The organism is Paraburkholderia guartelaensis, from assembly GCF_004353905.1.
Lineage (GTDB): Bacteria > Pseudomonadota > Gammaproteobacteria > Burkholderiales > Burkholderiaceae > Paraburkholderia > Paraburkholderia guartelaensis.
Window position 1 is genome coordinate 184,502 of record NZ_SMOD01000001.1, and the last position, 22,432, is coordinate 206,933.

Sequence of the window (22,432 nt, forward strand, 5' to 3'; positions counted from 1 at the left end):
TGTGGGGCGCAACACGTGGAGTGACGGCGATTAACGCCTTCCGGTCCGCCCGGGTTGTTTGCCCAGCCGCAGTCGTGAACACAGTCTAGTTATGCGGGGCAGCGGGCGAAATGCGCGCGTGGTGCCGGGGCCTGCCAACTAGTGGACGTTTTGGGCCACGCTGCCCATTTGTTACACCGACGCAAAATACTTTTTCCGGGGACAGACTGCATGCGCTAACGACGATGCGTTAAGCTGCGCCACGGTCCTGGTTGGGACACCACCTCTGAAGGTCACGGCATGAAAGTCGCCATTGTTGTATTCGATGGTGTGCAGGCGCTAGATGTTGCAGGCCCACTCGACGTGTTCGCCGAGGCGAACACGTTCCTCTCCGAGCATCAGCGCTACGAGGTGACGCTCGTCGGGCAAGAGGCGGGCGCCGTGACCTGCTCGAACGGCATGCAACTGGCGGTCTCGCTTGGCTATACCGACCGCGACGTTCAATGGGACCTGCTGCTCGTCGCCGGCGGGCCGCAGTTGCCCGACGTTCATCCGTCGAACGAGTTTCTGGCCTGGCTGCAAAATCAGGCGCGCAGTGCAAGCCGCTTTGGTTCGGTATGCAACGGCGCGTTCGTGCTGGCGCATGCGGGCCTTCTCGATGGCAAGGAAGTGACGACCCACTGGTCGGATGCCGGGCGCCTGTCCAATGAATTCCCGCACGCCAATGTGCAGCCGGACCGGATTTTCGTTCGCGACGGCCGGCTCTTTACGTCGGCGGGCGTGACCGCGGGCATCGATCTGTGCCTCGCGCTGGTTGCGGAAGACTGGGGACACGAGCTGGCGGTGCGGGTCGCGAAGCGGCTGGTGGTGTATATCCAGCGCGAAGGTGGCCAGTCTCAGTACAGCCCATATATCGGCGCCGGCAAGGACGAGGACCCGATACTCAGCAAGGTGTATCGCTACGTGAGCGAACATATCACCGATACGCTTTCGATCGAGGCGCTTGCGAGAGCGGCTGCTGTGAGCCGGCGCACCTTGTCGCGCATATTCGCCAAAAACGCGAAGGTCACGCCCTCTGTATTCGTCGAGCAGGTTCGCGTCGATACCGCGAGGAAACTGCTGGAGGACACGGACGCGCCGCTCAAGACGGTTGCATTCAAATGCGGCTTTCATAGCGCCACGCATATGCGCACGACGTTCTCGCGGCGCCTGAACGTTACGCCAAAGCAATATCGCCTGCGATTCCGCGGGGAGGCGAGTGCATAGCGATGATTCCCTGGCGGAGCTGGCGAACGCCGATTCCACGCCATTCCTTCCCGATATCATCGAGCCTGGTTTGTCGATATTGTTTTGCGGGATCAATCCGGGCATGCGTGCGGTGGCCACGGGGCATCACTTCGATGGCAGAGGGAACCGGTTCTGGCGAGTGCTCCATCGCGCCGGCTTTACGCCGGGAGAGTTTCGCCCCGAGAACGACCGTGAGCTGCTACAGCATGGCTTTGGTCTGACTACGGCAGTCTCGCGCGCGACGGCACGCGCGGACGAATTGTCGAGAGCGGAGATTCAAGCTGCCGCGGCGCAATTCGAGCTGAAGGTTCAACATTACGCGCCACGGTTTATCGCCTTTCTTGGCAAGATGGCGCTTGCCGAAATGTCGGGCAAGCGGGATATCGAATGGGGGTTGCAATCCAGCAAGTTCGGCGGCGCGCGCGCATGGGTTCTGCCGAACCCGAGCGGCTTGAATCGCGCATTCAGCCTCGACGCACTCGTGAGCGCCTACCGCGAACTGCGCATCGCGGCTGAGTTGTCGAGTGACTGAATCAATGGCTGCAGATACTGCATATGCGTTTCGGAGTGACCTGCGAGTTCGCGACTGCCTTGACGCGGCGTACATTCGCCTTCGGTTGTCAGGCCGCTCTCGCATTGAAGGTGCGGGTTGTTTCGCAGCGTTTCGGTAACGAACTCCACGAAGGACCGAATCTTTCCGCTCGTTCCGCGCCGTTCGACATGAAGCAGGTTGACTGGCGTTGATTCGGGTTCGTAAGCCCGCAAAATGGGCACGAGGCTTCCGGAAGAGACTTCAGTTGCGGCCTGATAAGACAGCAACTGCGTGATACCCACGCCGTCTTCCGCCGCCGAAATGGCGGCGGGCGCCAGATTGACGATCAGGCGCGGCTGCAGCCGCACGGGAATCTTTGAATTATTTTCGTAGAACATCCATTCGAGCGGTTGGGAAACGCCGGTAAAGGAAACGCAATGGTGGCTGGCAAGGTCTCGCGGATGCCTGGGTTCGCCATGCTCGGCGAGATACGCGGGCGACGCAAAGGTTTGACGGCGTACCGATCCCAACCGCACCGCGTATGTCGACGAATCTTCGAGATGACCAATGCGTATGGCGATATCCACGCCTTCCTCGAGCAGGCGCGTGGGCCGATCGAGATAAACAGCGTTCACGCTGACGTCGGGATAGCGCAGCGTGTACGCGTTGATGAGCGGAGCGATGACGCGCTGGCCGAGTTGAACCGGCGCCGTAATCGTGAGCGTGCCCACAGGGTTCGCGAGATCCGTAGCGATATGCGACTCCGCGTCGGTGATGCCATCCAGCAACTTGCGGCAGGCTTCGACGTAAGCGACGCCCGCGTCCGTGGGCCGGACCGAGCGTGTCGTGCGCGCAAGCAGCTGGGCGCCCAGGCGCGCTTCGAGTGAGTTGACCGCCCGCGAAACCGCCGCTCGTGACAAGCCAAATTTTTCGGATGCGGCGCTAAAACTGCCGCGTTCGATAATGGCTACAAAAACCTCCATCTCGCGTAATCTGTCCATCTTGACTTCCCAATCCGAGTCTCTTGCAAACGAAACGCAAAAGTAAAAACCGTTTGGCGCTCACCGTTGCTGCTTCGTTTTCAAACCTTCATTAATCGTATCTACCGCGATGAATCCGCGGCCTGAATGCCTATGGCGCGATTCTAAGCATCGTGTGCCGTCTGGTATCGCGACGCAAGCCGGATTGGCCCAAAAGCGTGCAGAAATGACCCATGCGCAACCAGTGACGTTTGTGTCGAAACAGCGCGCACGTGCCCCGCGGATCGCGACCGGCCGCCCTGGCAAAATTCTCGTACTAGATGGCCCAAAATCAGACCAGGCGAGACTTTAAGAAATTGGGTTCATCTCTGACAATAAAGCCGTCAGTGAACAGCAACAATGCGCGGCGAAACCGATGGTGTGGTCGTCGCATCGCGTGAGGATGCAGGGCACTGAAACGACTCACAGTGAACTAGCCACATCAAACAGTACAGCTAACGAAACCAGAGAAGTTGCTGATCGCCATGACAAGTGCGAACCCTTTGACGACTGGAACGGAAGCGGCAACGGCCCCACAGGCGCTGGAGCCACGCCCTGTGCGCGAAGCCGCGGCCCCGGCGCAGCCTGCCCCCGCGCAAGTGGCGTTCACGGGACGCATTGTGGTGGGCCTGCTCGGCATGTTGTTCGCTTCGTTGCTGGCCATCCTCAACGAACAGGTGACTGCGGCGGCGATGGCCGATATCCAGGGCGCGTTCCTGATCGGGCATGACGACGGGACGTGGCTCACCTCGCTCTTCGAAGCCGCCAATGTCGCGACGATGGTATTCGCGCCCTGGTTCGGCATCACTTTTACGCTCAAACGCTTCACGATCGGCGCCGTGCTCGCCACGATGTTCTTCGGATTGTTGTGCCCGTTCGCGCCGAATCTGGCGACGCTTTACGTCTTGCGTATCTTCCAGGGAATCGCGGGCGGATGTCTGCCCCCCATGCTGATCATCGTGGCGCTGCGTTACCTGCCGCCGAAATTCAAGCTGTACGGGCTCGCTGGTTATGCGCTCACGGCGACTTTCGGGCCGGCGCTCGGCACACCGCTCGCCGCGTTGTGGACGGAGTTCGTGAGCTGGCGCATGGCGTTCTGGCAAATCATTCCGCTCGGCGTGCTGTGCTGTATCGCGATTCAACAAGGGCTTCCCGCCGATCCGCTCAAGCTCGAACGTTTTCGTTCGTTCAACTGGATCGGGTTGATTACGGGCTTCCCTGCGTTTGCCATGCTCGTGACCGGGCTTTTGCAAGGCGACCGGCTCGACTGGTTGGAATCGGACTTTATCTGTGTGATGTTTGGCGGCGGCGCTCTGCTGCTCGTGGTCTTCCTCGTCAACGAGTGGTTTCAGCCCGTGCCATTTTTCAAGCTCCAGTTACTCGAGCGCAGGAATTTTACGCACGGACTCTCGACCTTGCTCGGCACCGTCATTTTGCTGGTGGGTGTCGCGGCAATACCCGGACAGTTTCTCGCCAAAGTGCACGCGTACCGGCCGCTGCAGACGGCGCCGCTTTCGCTGCTGCTTGCCATTCCGCTGCTGATTACGCTCCCTTTGACAGCCGCATTATTGAATACGCGGCGCGCCGATCATCGCTGGGTGATTGCAATCGGTCTGTCGCTCATGTTCACGACATGCGCACTCGGCAGCTTCATGACGTCCGAGTGGATTCGCGACAACTTCTATGTGCTTCAGGCGTTGCAGATCATTGCGCAGCCCCTGGTGATCATGTCGATCCTCATGGGCGTCACGACAGGTTTGCCGCCAACGGAAGGCCCGTTCGCTTCGGCCATGTTCAATACGGTCAAGACGTTCGCCGCCGCCATCGCGACGGGCCTGATCGAGGGTGTAGGCACCGCGCGCGAACATTTCCATTCGAGCATGCTCGTCGACCAGCTCGGCAACCGCGCGCTGGTGGCAAGCCCGGGTCTCGACACACCCTACGCGCTGGGGCAACTCGCGCACCGCATTCACGAGCAGGCCGTCGTGCTGACTTCCGCCGATCTGTATCGAGTGATGGCGTGCGTTGCGCTCGCGCTGCTTCTTCTTGTTCCCGTGCTGCCAGTGCGTATTTATCCGCCGTGGAGCACGACGCCGCCCGCTTCGAAATGAGGTCCGTTTTCCATGTCATCGACTAAACCCGCCCCCGCACCGTCCAGGTTGAAGTGGCTTCGTATTGCAGCAGTCGTCGCGGTTGTCGGCGTCGCTGCGTGGGGCGGCACGAAGCTCCTGTCGCACTCCAGTTCGGAATCCACGAACGACGCCTACGTCACCGCGGATTTCACGCTCGTCGCGCCGCGAGTCGCGGGGCAGATCACGGACGTACTGGTGAACGATAACGAGGACGTGAAGGCGGGTCAGTTGCTGGTGCGCATCGATGACCGCGACTATCGCGCCGCGTTGATGAGCGCCGAGGCGGAGGTGGCGGGCGCGAAGGCGTCGGTTGCGAACTTCGACGCGCAGATCGCGCGTCAGCCCTCGCTCGTCGATCAGGCGCGCGCCACGCTGCGCTCCGACGACGCGTCGATCGGTTTCGCGCGGGCCAACGCTGCGCGCTACCAGAATCTTTCGACGGCGGGGGCGGGGACCGCGCAGGAGCAACAACAGGCTTCGAGCACGCTCGCCGAGCAGCTTGCGCAGCAATCGCACGACCAGGCGGTGCTGACGGCCACCCAGCAGAATCTGGACGTTCTGCGCACTGAGCGCGACAAAGCTGCTGGCGCACTTCAGCACGCTGAAGCGGTGCTCGAACAGGCGAAGCTCAACCTTTCCTATACAGAAATTCGCGCGGCGGTCGACGGCAAGGTGGGACGACGGTCGGCGCGGGTCGGCGCATTCGTGACGCCCGGCGCCCCGGTGCTGGCAATCGTGCCGCTTTCGGATGCGTATGTCGTCGCCAACTTCCAGGAGAGCCAGATCACGAATATGAGGCCTGGCGAAAGCGTGCGCGTGACGGTCGACAGCCTTCCCGGCGTCGTGATTCATGGGCGTATCGACAGTCTCGCGCCGGCGACCGGCGTGAGCTTCGCGCCGATCGCACCCGACAACGCAACGGGCAACTTTACAAAGGTCGTGCAACGCGTGCCCGTCAAGATCACGATCGATCGCGGGCAGCCTGCTGCAGCGGCATTGAGTGTCGGACTTTCGGTGGAAGCGGAAGTGGCCGTTGGCCGGGGCGCAGAAGCGACGGCAGAGGGAGCGGAAAGAAAATGAACACGAGCCAATCTTCTATCCGCGCGATCCTCCTCACGGTTCTCGCATGTCTCGCAATGGCTGCCTGCACGGTCGGTCCGAACTTCGAACCGCCAAAGTCGCCGACGCCTGAGGTCTTCAACCGCACGCAAACGGCGCAGGCGCCGAGTAAAGCCGTAGAAGGCCAGTTCGGTCCGGAATGGTGGACGCTTTTCAACGATCCGGTGTTGAACGGCCTGGAAAAGCAGCTGGCCGATGCGAACCTCGATGTGGCAGCCGCCTCTGCGCGCCTGCTGCAAAGCCGGGCCGAGCGCCGCGTGGCGGGCGCAGCCGAATATCCGACACTTGAGGGCGCCGCATCGTATAACCGCGAACGCGGCAGTGAAAACGGCATTCTCTCGCTGCTTGGCGTGACGCCGACGCAGAGTCAGCCGCAGTCGGCATCCGGCAGCGCGCCGCTCGGCGTGGCGGCGATGCCGGGCTCCAAGGGTTCGCCCGCCTATAACCTGTATCAGGTCGGTTTCGACGCTTCGTGGGAGATCGATATCTGGGGCCGCGTGCGCCGCAGCGTGGAAGCGGCGACGGCGCTTTCCCAGGCGTCGTATGAGGACCGGAACGCGGTCTTGCTGAGCGCACGCGCGGAGCTTGCACGGGACTATATCGAACTGCGCGACACGCAGGAACTGCTGCAGATCGCGCATCAAAACCTGGACATCGCCAACGACGCGTTGAAGCTCACGCAGGTGCGTGCGCATGAAGGCGTCACGACGGATCTCGATGTTTCGAACGCTTCGGCGCAGGTGCAGAATATCGAAAGCCTGATTCCCACGCTCGAAGCGCACTCCGAAACGACGATCAATGCAATCGGCCTGCTGCTCGGCGAGGAGCCAGGCGCGCTGCGGCAAACACTGGCTGCAACGCAGGAGGTGCCCGTGCTGCCCGCGCAGGTGCCGATCGGCTTTCCTTCCGAACTCGTACAGCGCCGGCCCGATATCCGCAAGGCGGAAGCTGAATTGCACGCGGCGACGGCGTCGATTGGCGTGGCGAAGGCCGATTTTTATCCGCGCATCATGCTCAACGGAAGCGCGGGCTTCCAGAGTCTTCAACTCTCGAGTCTGGCCAGTTGGGCGTCCGGGCAGTTTGTCGTGGGCCCTTCCATTACGTTTCCCATCTTCGAGGGCGGCCGCCTGAAAGGCACGCTCCAGCTGCGGGAGGCGCAACAGCAGGAAGCCGCGATTGCCTACAAGGAGACGGTGCTGCGCGCGTGGCAGGAGGTGGACGACGCGCTCGTCACCTACGACGCCGAACAGCGCCGCCGCGACCGGCTGGCCCAGGCCGTGACCATGAACGAGCGCGCGCTCTCGGTCGCGCGGGAGCGGTACAAGGCCGGGGCGCTCGATTATCTCGACGTACTGAACGTGCAGAAGCAGTTGCTCGAAGCGCAAAGCAGTCTGGAGCAAAGCAGAGCCACGGCGGCCACGAATCTCATTACGCTTTGTAAAGCGCTGGGAGGTGGATGGGAGTCGACATATGGCGGGTAACCGATAGCCCGAATGCGCGCTTGTCATTCGGAAAGCGCGCCGTTTCCAACGATAACAATGATCCGTATGTCCGAGAATGACCCCGTATGGGAATCGACATCACGACGCCGGCCGGGGATTGCGCGCAACTTTTCCGGCGTGATTGGATTCATCAACGTCGCGCTCACAGGCAGTCTTGCCGAAGCTTCACGTCAACTGGGCGTTTCCTCGCCGTCGTTGAGCAAGAGCATTGCGCGGCTTGAATCCCAGTTGAATGTGCGCTTGCTGGAGCGCTCGAATCGAAAGATGACGTTGACGGCGGAAGGTACCCTCTTCTTCGAAGAGTGCTTTCCCGCTGTCGAACACATCAATCGTATTGCCGGCGATCTGGCGGGGTCTGCCGCTGAGCCCGCCGGCAACCTGCGAGTGAGCTGCTCCATGAGTTTCGGGCGCATGTATATCGCGAAGATGCTGCCAGCGTTTTCCACGCTGTTCCCGGGCATCCAGATCGACCTCGATCTCAACGACCGCAGTGTCGACCCGGTACGCGACAGCGTGGATGTGGTGATCCGGTACGGCGAAGTGAGCAAGGGCGATTTCGTGGCGCGCCGTCTGTGCGATTCGGGGCTCGTGGTCTGCGCCTCGCCCGCCTATCTCGCGCAATTCGGTGCGCCGCTTGCGATCGACGATCTGCTGCGGCACAGGCTGATCTTGCAGAGAAACGCAGATTCGGGCCGGCCCGCCGAATGGGTGTTTCATCAGAACGGCGAAACCGTCAAACGTCGCTTCAACGGCTACACCGTCGCCAACGATGCCGATCTGATCCGGCAGGCCGCGCTTGGCGGGTTGGGTCTCGCACAGCTGGACAGCCGGCAGATCGGCCAACACCTCGATAGCGGGGCGTTGCACCCGGTGTTGACGGGCTACGCGCCACCGGCCAGCGGCTATTTCGTCTGCTATCGCAACAGGCCGCGCACGCCTTCGAGAGTCAAGGTGTTCGTCGACTATCTCTTCAGCTATCTGGCGGGCTGTTGATGCCTATGTTGCCTTACGTCGATGCATCGAAGGTTAGGTGCATCCGCTCATCATTGTTCAGGACAATCGATGACGCTGCTGCGCTCGCATGGCGCAAAGACAGGCGCGCGTGCAAAATCATTTCCGGATGAAGTTCGCATCATGACAGGAGCGTCCGTCGTGGATCTCGCTGGATATGAGCTGGAGCCGCTGCGCGACGACGGCGATTTTTCACTGTATCGCGCCCGCAAACGCAGCCATCCCGTCTCGGTGCTCGCGCTGGTCGCCACGCGGGCAGACCCGGTCGGCGTGAAGCGGCTCGAGCGCGAATACGGGCTCGCCGCGCTGCTCGATTCCAGCTGGGCGGCGCGGCCGCTTGCGTTCTACCGGCACAGAGAGCCGCCCATGCTCGTGCTCGACGACGATGGCGGCGAACCCCTCGATCGCACGCTTGCCGGCCCGTTCGAACTCGCGCGCCTGTTGCGTATTGCCGTCAATCTGGCGAAGGTGGTCGGCCACGTGCATCGGTGCGGCCTCGTTCACAAAGACATCAAGCCAGCGAATGTGCTCGTCGACCGTAGCGGCAACGTGCGGCTCACCGGCTTCGGCATCGCTTCGCAACTGCCGCACGAACATCAGCCGCCCGCGCCGCCCGAGATCGTCGCGGGCAGCTTTGCGTATATGGCGCCCGAGCAGACCGGCCGCATGAACCGGTCGATCGACACGCGCAGCGATCTCTATGCGTTCGGCGTCACGCTGTACGAGATGCTTACCGGGGCGCTGCCGTTCAAGGCGTCGGACGCGATGGAGTGGATTCATTGCCATATCGCGCGCAAGCCGACGCCGCCCCGGGCGCGCCACGACGCGATTCCGCAGGCGCTCGAGGGCATTGTGCTCAAGTTGCTCGCAAAGGCCGCCGAGGACCGCTATCAGACTGCGGCGGGACTCGAAGCCGATCTGCGTTCATGCCTCGCGGCATGGGAGGCGCACCATCGCATCGATCCGTTCCCGCTGGGCGAGCACGACGCATCCGACCAGTTGCTGATTCCCGAAAAGCTGTACGGGCGCGAGGCGCAAATCGAAGCACTGACCAGCGCGTTCGACCACGTGGTGGGCAGCGGAGCGGTCGAACTGGTGCTGATCTCGGGCTATCCGGGCATCGGCAAGTCGTCGGTCGTGAACGAGCTGCACAGGGTGCTCGTCCCGCCGCGCGGTCTGTTCGCTTCCGGCAAGTTCGACCAGTACCGGCGCGGCATTCCGTATGTGCCATTCGCGCAAGCCTTCCAGACACTGGTGCGCAATCTGCTGAGCAAGCGGGAAGCCGAGGTCGAGCCGTGGCGGCGCGCGCTGATGGAAGCGCTCGGGCCCAACGGCCAGCTGATCGTCAATCTGATTCCTGAACTTGCGCTCATCATCGGCGAGCAGCCGGCCGCGCCGACGCTGCCGCCGCAAGACGCGCAAAACCGCTTCCAGATCGTGTTTCGACGTTTTCTCGGCGTATTTGCACGGCCGGAGCATCCACTCGCCTTGTTTATCGACGATCTGCAATGGGTGGATACGGCGACGCTCGATCTGCTCGCGCATCTCGCCACGCATCCGGACGTGCGGCACGTGCTGCTCGTGGGCGCCTATCGGGACAATGAGGTCGACGCTACGCACCCGTTTGCGTGCACGCTCGAGTCGATTGCGCGCGCCGAAGGCAAAGTGCAGCAGATCGAGCTTGCGCCGCTCACGAGGGACAGCGTGACGCAACTTGTGGCGGATGCGCTTCACTGCGAGCGCGCGAGCGCCGCTCCGCTGGCGCAACTGGCGCATGAGAAGAGCGGTGGCAACCCGTTCTTCACGATTCAGTTTTTGACCGCGCTCGCCGATGAAAACCTGCTCGCATTCGACCCGCGCGCCGCGAAGTGGGGCTGGGAACTGGCGCGCATTCGCGCGAAGGGCTACACCGAGAATGTCGCCGATCTCATGGCGGCAAGATTGAGCCGGCTGCCGCCCGCGGTGCGCGACGCATTGGGCCAGTTGGCGTGCCTTGGCAACGTCGCCGAAGTCGCCGCGCTGGCCTGGGTTCAGGGCGGCTCCGAAGAGAAGTTGCACGCGGACCTGTGGGAAGCTGTGCGAACGGGCCTCGTCTTTCGCGAGGCGAATGTCTATGAATTCGCGCACGATCGCGTGCAGGAGGCAGCGTACGCGCTGATTCCCGCCGACGAGCGCGCTGCCGCGCATCTGCGCATCGGCCGGGCACTGGCGTCGCGCACGCCGCCGGACGCACTCGAAGCTGCGATTTTCGACATCGTGAACCATCTCAATCGCGGCGCGGCGCTGATCGCCGACGCAACGGAGCGCGAGCAGGCGGTTGCCTTGAACCTCGTCGCGGGCAGGCGGGCCATGGGTTCGACGGCCTATGTGGCCGCGCGCGGCTATCTTGCGCAAGGCGTGGCGTTGCTGTCGCCCGATGCGTGGACGCAACGCTACGAGAGCACGTTCGAACTCTATCTCGCGCTTTCTGCGTGCGAATATCTGGTGGGCGACTTTGCGAAAGCAGATACCCTGGCGGACATGATGCTCGCGAGAGCCCGCTCCAGTCTCGATCGCGCTAAGGTCTACAGCTTGCGCATCGAGTTGTATCAGCTTGCCGGACGATATGACGAAAGCTTCGCGGTCGCGCTCGTTGCGCTGCGCGGCTTCGATATCCATTTCCCCGAAACCGATGGGGATATTCAGGCGGCGTTCCATACCGCCCTGTGCGACGTTCGCGTCAATCAGGCGGGTCGCGCCATCGGCGAACTCGTCGAGGCGCCGGTGGCGACGGACCCCGCGATCCACGCCATCATCAATCTGCTCCTTCAGGCGATGAACTGCGCGTTTGCCGCGCGGCCCGCATTCTATCCGCTCATCACGCTCAAGGCGGTCAATCTCTCCCTGCAGCACGGCATGACCGATAACTCGAGTTTTGCGTTCGGCAATTACGCGCTCATGCTGGTTTCGCTGATCGGCGATATTCCGACGGCGGTTCAGGTTTCGGAGATGTCACTGAAGCTCAACGAGAGGTTCGGCAATCGGCACCTGAATGGAAAGCTGCTTCATCTGTATGGCGCCCACGTCAATTTCTGGCGCCACCATATCGCCGCGAATCTCCCGGTGCTGGAGCGGGCGACAGCCGAGTGCATGGAAGTGGGCGATTTCGTTTTTGCCGGCAATGTTGCATTCAATGCCGTCTGGCAGGCGCTCGAGAGCGGGGCCGCGCTCGAAGACGTGCAGGCGATAGCCGAAAAGTACGCAGCGCTCATGCGCCAAAGCCACAACGACGCGGTCTACGAACTGATTCGGGTCGAACGGCAATGCGTCATCAGTCTGCGGGGCAGGACCACCAAACCGTTCGATCTGAATGACGAGACGTTCGACGAAGCCGACTGTTTCGAGGCGATCGTCAGGTCGAATTTCGGTTGCGCCATTGGCGTCTATCGAATCATCAAGGTCATGCTCGCGTTTCTCGATGGCCGCTACGTCGACGCGCTGGCGGCGGTGCGGCAGGCTCAGGCCGTGCTGAGTTCGGTGATGGCGCTGGCGATCGAACCGACCTTTCACTTTTTTCATATGCTCACCTTGACGGCGCTTTATCCCGAGTCTTCTCCCGAGCAGCAGGAAATGTACAAACGCATGCTCGCAGAGACGCTCGAGAAGTTTGAAATGTGGGCTGGACAGTGTCCCGAGAACTATCAGAACCGCCACGCGCTGCTCAACGCGGAACTCGCGCGTCTGGAAGGCCGCGAACTCGACGCCATGCGTCTGTACGAGGAGGCCATTCGCTGTGCCCGCGAGAATGGCTTTGCCCATCACGAAGGCATGGCAAGCGAACTGGCTGGCCGTTTCTATTTGCGCATGGGCCTCGCGACGAGCGCCGAAGGTCATTTGCGCAATGCGCGCCGGTGCTTCGACGCGTGGGGTGCGCAAAGCAAGATCATGCAGCTCGACAGCGAATTCCCTCGCCTGGCCGATCTGGAAGGGAGCACGCTGACGTCGACGCACAGCTTCGACTGGCGCGAATTCGACGCGGCAACGCTGCTCAAAGCCTCGCACGCGCTTTCCAGCGAAATTGAGCTGCAGCGTCTGGTCGAGCGCCTGATGACGATTGCGCTGGAAACCGCAGGCGCCGAGCGCGGTCTGCTGATCGTGCCCGAGCAGCCGGACGGTTACCGCATCGAGGCGGAGGCGCGTATCGACGCTAACGGGATCGAAGTGAAGCGCTTGCCGGACACCGGCGCGGCCACGCCCGCCGCGCTGCTGCGTTACGTCATGCACACGGGCAAGCGCGTCATCATCGACGATGCCGTGACATCCAGTCTCTTTCCCGAAGACGGCTATCTGGCGAGCGGCGCCACGCGTTCCGTGTTCTGCCTGCCGCTCGTCAGGCAGGGAAAACTCAGTGGGCTGCTGTACCTGGAGAACACCGAGACCTCGCATGTCTTCACCGCACGCCGCTCCGCGCTGCTCGATTTGCTCGCGTCGCAGGCGGCCATTTCTCTGGAGAATACGCGCCTGTACGCCGATCTTCAGGAGCGCGAAGCAAAGGTCCGGCGCCTCGTGGACTCCAATATCATCGGCATCCATATCTGGGACTTCGAAGGCAATGTCGTCGACGCCAACGATGCGTTTCTGCGCATTGTGGGTTACACCGCCGCAGATCTGAGATCCGGGCAGATTCGCTGGCCCGACCTGACGCCGCCGGAATGGCATGAGCGCGACGAACGTGTGAAGGCCGAATTGCAGGCCACGGGAAGCGCCAAACCGTTCGAGAAGGAATATGTTCGCAAGGACGGGAGCCGCGTGTCCGTCATGGTCGGCGCCGCAGCGTTCGGCGACCGCGAGGGGCAGGGCGTCGCGTTCATACTCGACCTGACCGACCAGAAGCGCGCTCAACAGGATGTGCAAGACAGCGAACGACGCTACCGCGAACTCCAGACGGTGTTGGCGCATTCGAACCGCGTGGCGACCATGGGCCAGTTGTCGGCATCGATCGCGCATGAAGTGAAGCAGCCGATCACGGCCATCGCGGCGTACGCGAGTGCGGCCCTGCGATGGCTCGCGGCGCGCCCGCCGAATTTCGACGAGGCGCGTCTCGCGCTGACCCGCATCGTTGCGGACAGCGACCGCGCCAACGGCATCGTCGACAGGACCCGCGCCTACTTCAAGAAAGAGCCGCTGCGCACCGATGGCCTCGACGTCAACGACATGATTCGGGAATTGATCGCGCTCGTGCGCGGCGAAGCCAGCAAGTTCGGCGTCGAACTCACGGTGCAACTCGCCGAGGGCTTGTCGCGCGTTCAGGGCGACCGGGTGCAACTGCAGCAGGTCATGCTCAATTTGATGATCAACGCGCTCGAAGCGATGAGCGAAGTGAAAGCCGGCGAGCGCACGTTAGTGATCCGAACCGGCAGGAATGACGAAAACGAACTTTGCATTACCGTGCAGGATTCCGGGCCGGGACTCGCCGCCGGCAATCTCGAGGGCGTATTCGAGGCCTTTTTCACGACCAAGCCCGACGGTCTCGGCATGGGGCTGCCCATCTGCCGCTCGATCGTGCAAAGCCACGGCGGGCGCCTATGGGTGACGCCGAACGACACCGTTGGCGTCAGCTTCCATTTCACGCTTCCGGCACAGGGTAACGCTTCGCTGCCAGCACGTATTTAGCGCTGCCGCGCGAAGCCATTCGACCCTTCGGATCGCCGCGATTTCCGCCTTGTCGCGATGGCCGGAAACGAGCCGGGAATGTCCCCAAACCGTCGCAGCTAGTCCCTCGGCCGAGAGCCGCAAAACGTAGACTGTTCTCGTTGGCGGTCAATGACTGCCGGTCCTGGCGGGGAGTCATGGAGATGCCCGGCCACTTGACTTGACGCGCGCTGCGGCGCGGACTCTCTTCCGCGCGCAGTGCCCAGATTCCCTAAAGGAAGGACGTATGAGCGAAGCAAACCAGGGCGCGGTGCGCCAACTGAAACATTTCATCGACGGTCAATACACCGCTGGCGTGAGCGGGCGATTCAACGACGTCTACGATCCCGCGCAGGGCCGCATTACGGCGCGCGTGCCGGTTGCGAATACCACCGAAGTTGCCGCCGCCGTCGCGGCCGCCAAAACCGCGTTTGCAGCCTGGAGCGAAACCGCGCCGCTCAAGCGCGCGCGCCTGATGTTCAAGTTCAAGGAACTGCTCGAGGCACACCTCGACGAAATCGCCGAACTCATTACCCGCGACCACGGCAAGCTTTTTTCGGACGCCAAGGGCGAGGTGATGCGTGGCATTGAAATCGTCGAATTCGCGTGCGGGATTCCGAACCTGCTCAAGACCGATTTCACTGATCAAAGCAGCAGCGGTGTCGACAGCTGGAATTTGCGTCAACCCGTGGGCGTGATTGCGGGCGTCACCCCGTTCAATTTCCCGGTGGTGGTGCCGTGCTGGATGTTCGTCATGGCCGCCGCGACCGGCAACACGTTCATTCTCAAGCCCTCGGAGCGCACGCCGTCTTCGTCGATCCGGTTGGCGGAACTCTTCATCGAGGCGGGCTTTCCCAAGGGCGTCTTTAACGTGGTGAACGGCGACAAGGGCACCGTCGATGCGCTGATTCAGCATCCCGACGTGGCCGCGATGTCCGTCGTCGCTTCCACGCCGGTGGCCGAATACATTTACGCAGAGGGCGCCAAACGCGGCAAGCGCGTGCAGGCGCTGGGCAGTGCGAAGAATCATCTCGTCGTCATGCCCGACGCGAATCTCGATCAGGCCGTCGATGCGCTGATCAGTTCGGCATACGGCTCGGCGGGCGAGCGCTGCATGGCGACGTCGGTCGCGGTGGCGGTGGGCAGCATTGGCGACGAACTGATCGAGCGTCTCGCGCCGCGCGTGCGCGCACTGCGCATCGGTGCGGGCATGGAGCCCGATCTGGACATGGGGCCGCTCATCAGCGCCGCGCATCGTACCAAGGTGCTGGGTTATATCGATGCGGGCGTCGCGGCAGGCGCGAAGCTCGTCGTGGACGGGCGTGGCCATACCGTGGCCGGGCACGAAGAGGGCTTCTTCCTGGGCGGCTCGCTCTTCGACGACGTGAAGCCGGATATGAAGATCTATCGCGAAGAGATTTTCGGGCCGGTGCTTTCGGTGGTGCGCGTGCCGGATCTCGCCAGTGCCATCGAGCTTGTCAACGCACATGAACTCGGCAATTGCGTGACCTTGTTCACGGCCGATGGCGCCGCGGCACGCACGTTCACGCGGCAGATCCAGATCGGCATGGTGGGCATCAACGTGCCGAGTCCGGTGCCGTCGGCGTGGCATTCGTTCGGGGGCTGGAAGCGCTCGCTGTTCGGCGATCATCACGCCTACGGCGAGGAAGCCGTGCGCTTTTATACGCGCTACAAGAGCGTGACGCAGCGCTGGCCCGACAGCATCGAAAAGGGTGCGGAATTCGCGATGCCCGCGTCGAAGTAAGTCAAGCGCGGCGTGAGAGCGCTGCGCTCTCGAAGATAGCCGGCGCGAGTATGGCCGGCTATCTCTCGCTTTGCAGTTTGCGTAGCAGATCTGTCGAAGCGGACATATTCCATGGCGTCGTGACATCGGATACGAGCTTGCCATCGACATACTCTGAATTGCGCGTGGATTGGGTGGATGACTGCGTGAGCGATGCGTGTATGAGCACGCCCTTTTCCATCGCGAGTTTGACCGTGCTGCTTGCGTCGTCGTCGACGACCACGTCGTCATACGCGGACGACGAAAGCACCTCGCGATAACTCGCCTTCAGATGCGACTGCTGTACCTGCGAGACTGCGTCGCCATCGGTGCTGGTGCTCTGGGAAACCTGATAAGAGAAGGTGTTCGCTTGAGTGCCGACCGTATCGCCGGCATCGGAAATCGAAGCAGTGAAATCACCGAGTCCCGTCAGCATGGCCTGCTCGGGCTGCCCGAGCCACGGCGTTGCGGCCTGCGAGGCGGTCCCAACGTTGCTGTTCAACTGCGTGAATGCGTCCTTGAAAAGCCCCATGAACGCGGCGTTTCCGTGGCCTTGCGTGTTGGCGTTATCGAACTGTTTCAGATAGCTGGCAATAGCCGCACTGCGCTGCGCGCCCGATCCCCAGAGTGCGGACTGACTCGTATCGACCTTGAGGTTCATCGTGCCTGCCCAGTCCGTCAGGCTCACACTCCTCGCCGAATTGTTCGCGGAAAAATTGCCTGAGACGCCGAACAACGTGTTGCCGGCCAGCTTGAACTGCATATTCACCGACGACAACACCGAAGGATCGTATTGCATCAAACCGCTCAGATCGAGCGTGGGCGGCTGAACGCTCAGACCATCGATCGCCTTCTGAAAGCCGTCCGCGAGACCGGCGAGCGCATTGCGCTCTGTGCCCGTGAGCGTCCCGCTGCTGTGGATGGTGACGCCGAGCGTGCCGTTTCCGCTCTGGATTTCGATGTCGACCTTCACGCCGCTCGCGGTCTGCACCGTCAGGTTGATATCGCTTTGAGGGCTCTGCGTTGACGACGCGATCGATTGCCCGACTGAGCCGACCGAAACCGATTGCGAGTAATCGCTGCCGGTGGTCATGAAGCGATCGAGCAGGGCGCTTCCCAGGTTGTGGAACTGACCGGACACGGAGTCGGCCAGGTAATCGGACGCCATCACCTGGGAGATCGCGTCGCTGTTGTCGCGCGCCCAGGTGGTGATCGGCGGCGCGCCTGCCATCGCTCCATCAGGCGTGTAGATGACGAGCGATTCGACCCCAGCCGAGGGAATCGTGACCATTGCCGAGGCGGATTCAGCGGCTGCCTCTTCTGACGCCACGCTGCCAGTAGAAGCGGTGGCGGCCGTATCCGCTAGCGACGTAACGGCGAAAGATGAGGTGGAATTCAATGACGACAACGCGGTCATGGCACAGTGTCCGATGAATAGGGTCGGCGCACTTGGCCTTCCGGTCGTCGCGAGTATGCGTGCATCCCAGGCCCATTGGAACGCGTCCAGAGGCTAACGTCATGTTAGCTATTGGCTAACGGGTCGTGATCTTCTGAACCCATTGGCTGCGCCAGGCGGGCGCTTCAAAGGGATCCGAAAAATATTGGGTCTCGTGAACGACCTTGCCGTCACGGAATTCCATGATGCTCACGGTGAAAGCGGATCGCCCCTGGTAAGCGATGATGTATTCGGTCACCCAGAGATTGCCTTCGCCCTGCATGCGTCTGACTTCGAAACCGGACGGCTTGCCGGGATGATGGCCGCGCAGGGCCTGCAAATTCTTGCGCCCGAGAATGCGTTCGCCGGATTGAGGGTAGTCGCAGATGGCGTCGTCGGCGTAGATGTCGTGTTCGGCTTCGAGATCGCCGGCCGCCGACGCCTGCCAGTGCGCATTGAGCGCTTCACGTAGATTCGCGTGTTGCATGAAACACCTCCGGGATAAAGTAAGGCAGCACTTCGCTGTGCAACTCGTCGAGTACGTCGGCGTACGGGCGCGGCGTAACTTTCGGATTCAGCGCGACGTGGCTCACGCCCGCTTCGCGTGCCGCTTCGAGAAAATGTCTGAGCGAACGGCTGCCGATAGCGAAGCCGCCCTTGATGGCGCGAAACGGGTAGTCGGGCCGCGGATGCAGATAGAGGTACCCGCCAAAGGCAACCGGCTTGAAGGCTTCGCGGCCCATCGACCGGGCGACCTGATCCTGCCAGCTGCGCACGAATGCGTCGAGCGCGGCGGGGCCGGGCACGAAGCCGAGGTAGCCGTCCATATGTGCCGCGATCCATTCGAGGCTCTGCTGTGCCCGGCCGACGGCAATGGCCGGGGTGCGTCCGTAAGGCGGCTTGGGCAACATGTCGAGCGTGCCGCCCGATTTGCCGAAACGGGGCGAGGAAAACACCGGAAAGGGCTGCTCACTCACTGTCCGATAGGTCTCGAACGCGTCGCGAAACCGCTCGCCACGCGTATCGAAGTCGATGCCGAAAACGGGATACTCGGAAGGTCTATCGCCGGAAGACATCCCTAACAGGAGCCTTCCATTCGTCAACTGGTCGAGTGAATTCACCTGCTTGGCCAGCAAAAGCGGTTCGCGCATCGGCAAGACGATGCCTGTCGTGCCGAGCGCGATTTCCTTCGTCACTGCCGCGAGGCTGGCGATATACACCAGCGGTTCGAAGATCTGGCCCGCATCGCCATACGCAGGATCGTAGAAGGGAATGTCGCGCATCCACAGCGCGGCCACGCCCATCGACTCGGCGCGCTGCGCCATGGCGACGTGATCGCGCATGGTCGGGACGGGCGAGTCCGGATGCGTTTCGAGCGGCAGGATCAGTCCGACCGTGAGCGCGTCCTCGCGAAACACGCGGCGCCACGCGGGCTGCTGCGAAAGCGCATGTTCGATGGGCGCGGAAGCCTTCATTGCGGTGATTGCTGACATATCCATTGCGTTTCGCCTTGCGTTTTCCCAGCTTGCCAGCCAAGGTTACGCACGAACGACGCTGACAAAAACCACCTGCGATGAACAACAGTTGATACTCGCGCTCAATAACGCGGGGAATTCAAACAGCGGACAGACGCGCCTTGAGGCGCGGCGACATGAAGTCGAGAAACGCGCGCAGCTTGAGCGGCAGCGGCGTTTGGCCGGCATGGACGAGATGGATCGGCATGGGCGCCAGCCCGAAGGTTTCCAGAACGAGCTGCAAGCGGCCTTCCTGCACGGCGTTCGCGACCTGATAAGACAAAACCCGCGTCAAACCGGTCCCGAGCGCCGCGGCGTCGATGGCCGACTCCGCTGTGTTCGTCACGAGCCGCGCGCGGATCGGCACGTTCTGTTCCGACTTTTCGCCGGCAAACGTCCATGTGCGCGACGCATTGATTCCCTCGAAACCGATGCACGCATGATTCGCGAGATCGGCCGGGTCATGCGGCGTGCCGCGCTCGGCGAGATACGCGGGGCTCGCGCACACCACGGGGCGGGTTTCGCCAAGGCGTATCGCCACGAGGCTGCTGTCCGGCAACTGGCCGATGCGCACCGCAACGTCCACGTGGTCTTCGAGAAAATTGACGTTGCGATCGGTCAGCACGAGGCGGGCGTCGATCTCCGGATAGTGCGCGAGAAAGGCCGCCATCACAGGGACCACATGCAGCCGCCCGAAGACCACGGGCGCCGTGGCCACGAGCGAGCCTTTCGGCGCCGCGTATTCGCCGGTCACGGCGCGCTCGATTTCGCCGATGTCCTCGAGAATGCGCCGGCACGACGCGACATAAGCCTCGCCGGCCTCGGTGAGCGAGAGGTGTCGTGTGGTGCGATGGAGCAGGCGGGTCTTCAGGTGCGCTTCGAGATCGCCGACCTTGCGGCTGACTGTCGCCAGCGGCTGGCCGAGTTGCCGGGCCGCGGCTGACAAACTGCCTGCATCGACGACTGCGACCAGGATGGACATCCCTTCGAGACGGTCCATGGTCTTCTCGATCACTGGAAGGGAGATTCCCGATGTTAACGGATTCTCTTTCCGCGCGAGCGCGCAGCGCCTTTGCGCGCGCGGCTCAGGCCGTCATGCGCTCTCGGCGTTGACGAGTTCGCCCGCGGTGCGCTCGCGCAGGCGCGGCGATGCGAAGTCGAGGAACGCGCGCAGCTTCAGCGGCAGGGGTGCTTGCCCCGCATGCACGAGATTGACGGGCAGCGGCGCGGCTTCAAATGCGTCGAGCACGACGCGAAGCTCGTTGGCCCGAACGGCGCGTGCAACCTGGTAGGACAGCACGCGTATCAAACCCACGCCGAGGATCGCGGCTTCGATGGCGGCGTCCGCCGTATTCACGGCAAGCCGCGAATGAACGGGCACGGACTGCTCCGACTTGCCGGAGCCGAAAGACCACGCGCGCAGCGACGCGAGCGCCTCGAAGGTAATGCATTGATGGCCTGCCAGGTCCGCGGGTTCGGCGGGCACGCCGTGCTTCGCGAGATAGGCGGGGCTGGCGCAAATGACCCGGCGCACCGTGCCCACGCGCGTTGCGATCAACGTGCTGTCGGGCAGCTCGCCAATGCGCACCGCGACGTCCGCGTGTTCATCCATCAGATGAACGACACGATCGGTCAGCAGGAGATTGATGTCGATCTCCGGATACTGCGCGAGGAATTCCGCCACCACCGGCACCACGTGCAAGCGGCCAAACGCAACGGGCGCGGTAACCACGAGTTCGCCTTTGGGCGCGGCGTATTCGCCCGTGGCTGCACGCTCGGCTTCGCCGATGTCTTCGAGAATGCGCCGGCAGGCGGCCACGTATGCGGCGCCGGCTTCCGTCAACGAAAGCTTGCGCGTCGTGCGGTGAAAGAGACGCGTCTTCAGGTGTGCTTCCAGTTCCCCAACCTTGCGGCTGACCGTGGCGAGCGGCATGTCGAGATGCCGCGCGGCAGCCGAGAGACTGCCCGCATCGGCGACCGAAACGAGGATAGCCATGGCTTCGAGGCGATTCATGGACCCTATCAAATAGTGGAAGGATGAATCTTGATCGTGAGGGATTCTCTTCGTAAATGCAAGCGCGTAACGTTCGACCTCAATCTGGATCGCGGCAATCCGCTGCGAAGACCGGAGAAATTCAACGAATAAGGAGGTTGTCGTGAGCGGCTTATCCAGCACCCCAGAAAGTGCAGCAACGCCCGCCGTCGCATCGCGCGGCAAGATCGTCATGATGGCGGTCGTCGCAGGAGCAGTGATCACAAACATCTACTGCACGCAGCCGATCCTGCCGCTGATCGCAGCGGGTCTGCAGGTCAACATCACAACGGTGGACCTCGTCGCAGCGGCGGCGCTGCTCGGCTTCTCGACCGGTCTCGCGTTGCTGCTGCCGCTTGGCGACCGCTTCGACCGGCGCAAGCTCGTGCTCACTCAAATCGCGCTCGCACTCGTTTTCGCGGCGACAGCAGCGGTGGCGCCTGGCATCTGGGCACTGATCGCGGCTTCGTTTGCGCTTGGCATCGTGAGTTGCGTGCCACAGCAGCTTGTGCCCTTCGCCGCCGTCATGTCGTTGCCGAGCGAGCGGGGGCGTAACGTCGGCACCGTCGTGAGCGGCATCATGGTCGGCATCCTCGTCGGCCGCACGATCGCGGGCGCAATTGGCGCGGCGTGGGGTTGGCGCGCGGTGTACGGCGTGGAAGCCGCGTTCATGGTGCCGGTCTTTATCGCCGCCGCTGCGCTGCTGCCGAAAGGCGTGCCCTCCACGAATCTTTCGTATGGACGTCTGCTTGCTTCGCTGTGGCCGCTCGTTCGCGACAATCGTCCGATTCGCGAATCGATGATTATCCAGGCGCTGCTGTGGGCCTGTTTCAACGCCTTCTGGGTCAATCTCGCGGCGCTGCTCAAGAGCGGGCCGTGGCACCTCGGCAGCGCGTGGGCGGGGGGCTTCGGCATCATCGGCGCGGCCGGCGCGTTCGCCGCATCGCTGGGTGGCAATGCCACCGACCGCGTGGGCTTTCGCAAGGTCATCGGCGCGAGCATCGTCATCGCGACGCTCGCCTACGTGCTTCTTTCCGGCGCGGCCACGTCGCTCACGCTGCTGATCGTGGGCGTGATCGTGCTCGATATCGGCGTGCAGTCCGGTCTCGTTTCTAATCAGACTCGCGCTTTCTCAGTCGATCCGAAAGCACAAGGCCGAATCAACAGCCTCTATATGACGGCCACCTTTTTCGGCGGCGCGGTCGGTGCGACGGTCAGCGGCTGGCTCATGAGCCGCTTTGGCTGGTCTGGCATCGTCGCCTTCGGCGTTGTGCTCGGAATTGTGGCTTCCGCCATCCACTGGATCGGTGCGCCTCGCGAGTCCGCGGGCCGGATCCCATCAAACGCAGATTGATTCAAGGCATCGAGAATCTGCTTGCTGGAATCCGCCGCGGTTAGGGGCGATGCCAGCTTCAAT

15 protein-coding genes are annotated in these 22,432 nt (G+C 62.5%); 9 read left to right on the plus strand and 6 right to left on the minus strand.

The window, feature by feature from the left end; translation table 11 throughout:
* Positions 1–279: 279 nt before the first annotated feature.
* A complete protein-coding gene (locus E1N52_RS00830) occupies positions 280–1,245 on the plus strand; it encodes a GlxA family transcriptional regulator (RefSeq protein WP_133179303.1) in 966 nt (321 codons plus the stop codon).
* Positions 1,238–1,798 carry a G/U mismatch-specific DNA glycosylase gene (gene mug, locus E1N52_RS00835; protein WP_133179305.1) on the plus strand — a complete coding sequence of 187 codons (561 nt, stop codon included), beginning with the start codon at positions 1,238–1,240 and terminating at the stop codon, positions 1,796–1,798. Before E1N52_RS00830 ends, mug begins: the two co-directional genes overlap by 8 nt.
* On the opposite strand, the gene E1N52_RS00840 is transcribed toward mug, so the two are convergent.
* Positions 1,756–2,799: a LysR family transcriptional regulator gene (locus E1N52_RS00840; protein WP_133179307.1), complete on the minus strand. Its 1,044-nt coding sequence runs from the start codon at positions 2,797–2,799 to the stop codon at positions 1,756–1,758. The two genes, mug and E1N52_RS00840, sit on opposite strands and share 43 nt — an antisense overlap.
* Positions 2,800–3,302: 503 nt before the next feature.
* Between E1N52_RS00840 and E1N52_RS00845 the strand changes: the two genes are divergently transcribed.
* The 6 genes from E1N52_RS00845 to E1N52_RS00870 all read left to right on the plus strand — a co-directional run bounded on the left by E1N52_RS00845 (position 3,303) and on the right by E1N52_RS00870 (position 16,016).
* Entirely contained in the window at positions 3,303–4,928 is a 1,626-nt protein-coding gene (locus tag E1N52_RS00845) for an MFS transporter (protein ID WP_133179308.1), read from the plus strand.
* Between the two features lie 12 nt (positions 4,929–4,940).
* Positions 4,941–6,029, plus strand: a complete 1,089-nt coding sequence (locus E1N52_RS00850) for an HlyD family secretion protein (RefSeq protein WP_133179310.1) — start codon at positions 4,941–4,943, stop codon at positions 6,027–6,029.
* Positions 6,026–7,549: an efflux transporter outer membrane subunit gene (locus E1N52_RS00855; RefSeq protein ID WP_133179312.1), complete on the plus strand. Its 1,524-nt coding sequence runs from the start codon at positions 6,026–6,028 to the stop codon at positions 7,547–7,549. Before E1N52_RS00850 ends, E1N52_RS00855 begins: the two co-directional genes overlap by 4 nt.
* Before the next feature lie 66 nt (positions 7,550–7,615).
* Positions 7,616–8,563, plus strand: a complete 948-nt coding sequence (locus E1N52_RS00860) for a LysR family transcriptional regulator (RefSeq protein ID WP_165979303.1) — start codon at positions 7,616–7,618, stop codon at positions 8,561–8,563.
* 159 nt (positions 8,564–8,722) lie between these two features.
* The gene (locus E1N52_RS00865) at positions 8,723–14,233 is read left to right on the plus strand and encodes an ATP-binding sensor histidine kinase (protein ID WP_133179316.1); all 5,511 of its coding nucleotides are present in this window, start codon (positions 8,723–8,725) and stop codon (positions 14,231–14,233) included.
* Positions 14,234–14,498: 265 nt separating this feature from the next.
* Positions 14,499–16,016 carry a CoA-acylating methylmalonate-semialdehyde dehydrogenase gene (locus E1N52_RS00870; protein WP_133179318.1) on the plus strand — a complete coding sequence of 506 codons (1,518 nt, stop codon included), beginning with the start codon at positions 14,499–14,501 and terminating at the stop codon, positions 16,014–16,016.
* 58 nt (positions 16,017–16,074) lie between these two features.
* Here E1N52_RS00870 and E1N52_RS00875 read toward each other — a convergent pair whose 3' ends face one another.
* From E1N52_RS00875 to E1N52_RS00895, 5 genes are all read right to left on the minus strand, one after another.
* Positions 16,075–17,325, minus strand: a complete 1,251-nt coding sequence (locus E1N52_RS00875) for a hypothetical protein (RefSeq protein ID WP_133179320.1) — start codon at positions 17,323–17,325, stop codon at positions 16,075–16,077.
* 241 nt (positions 17,326–17,566) lie between these two features.
* Entirely contained in the window at positions 17,567–17,956 is a 390-nt protein-coding gene (locus E1N52_RS00880; protein ID WP_133179322.1) for a nuclear transport factor 2 family protein, read from the minus strand.
* Positions 17,934–18,968: an LLM class oxidoreductase gene (locus tag E1N52_RS00885; protein ID WP_133179324.1), complete on the minus strand. Its 1,035-nt coding sequence runs from the start codon at positions 18,966–18,968 to the stop codon at positions 17,934–17,936. The genes E1N52_RS00880 and E1N52_RS00885 overlap by 23 nt, the downstream gene beginning before the upstream one ends.
* A gap of 115 nt (positions 18,969–19,083) precedes the next feature.
* The gene (locus E1N52_RS00890; protein ID WP_133179325.1) at positions 19,084–19,983 is read right to left on the minus strand and encodes a LysR family transcriptional regulator; all 900 of its coding nucleotides are present in this window, start codon (positions 19,981–19,983) and stop codon (positions 19,084–19,086) included.
* A gap of 93 nt (positions 19,984–20,076) precedes the next feature.
* Entirely contained in the window at positions 20,077–20,997 is a 921-nt protein-coding gene (locus E1N52_RS00895) for a LysR family transcriptional regulator (RefSeq protein ID WP_133179327.1), read from the minus strand.
* A 142-nt stretch (positions 20,998–21,139) separates the two neighbouring features.
* Here E1N52_RS00895 and E1N52_RS00900 point away from each other — a divergent pair, with 142 nt between their 5' ends.
* On the plus strand, positions 21,140–22,369 hold the full coding sequence (locus E1N52_RS00900) for an MFS transporter (RefSeq protein WP_133179329.1): 1,230 nt from the start codon (positions 21,140–21,142) through the stop codon (positions 22,367–22,369).
* Positions 22,370–22,432 lie beyond the last annotated feature (63 nt).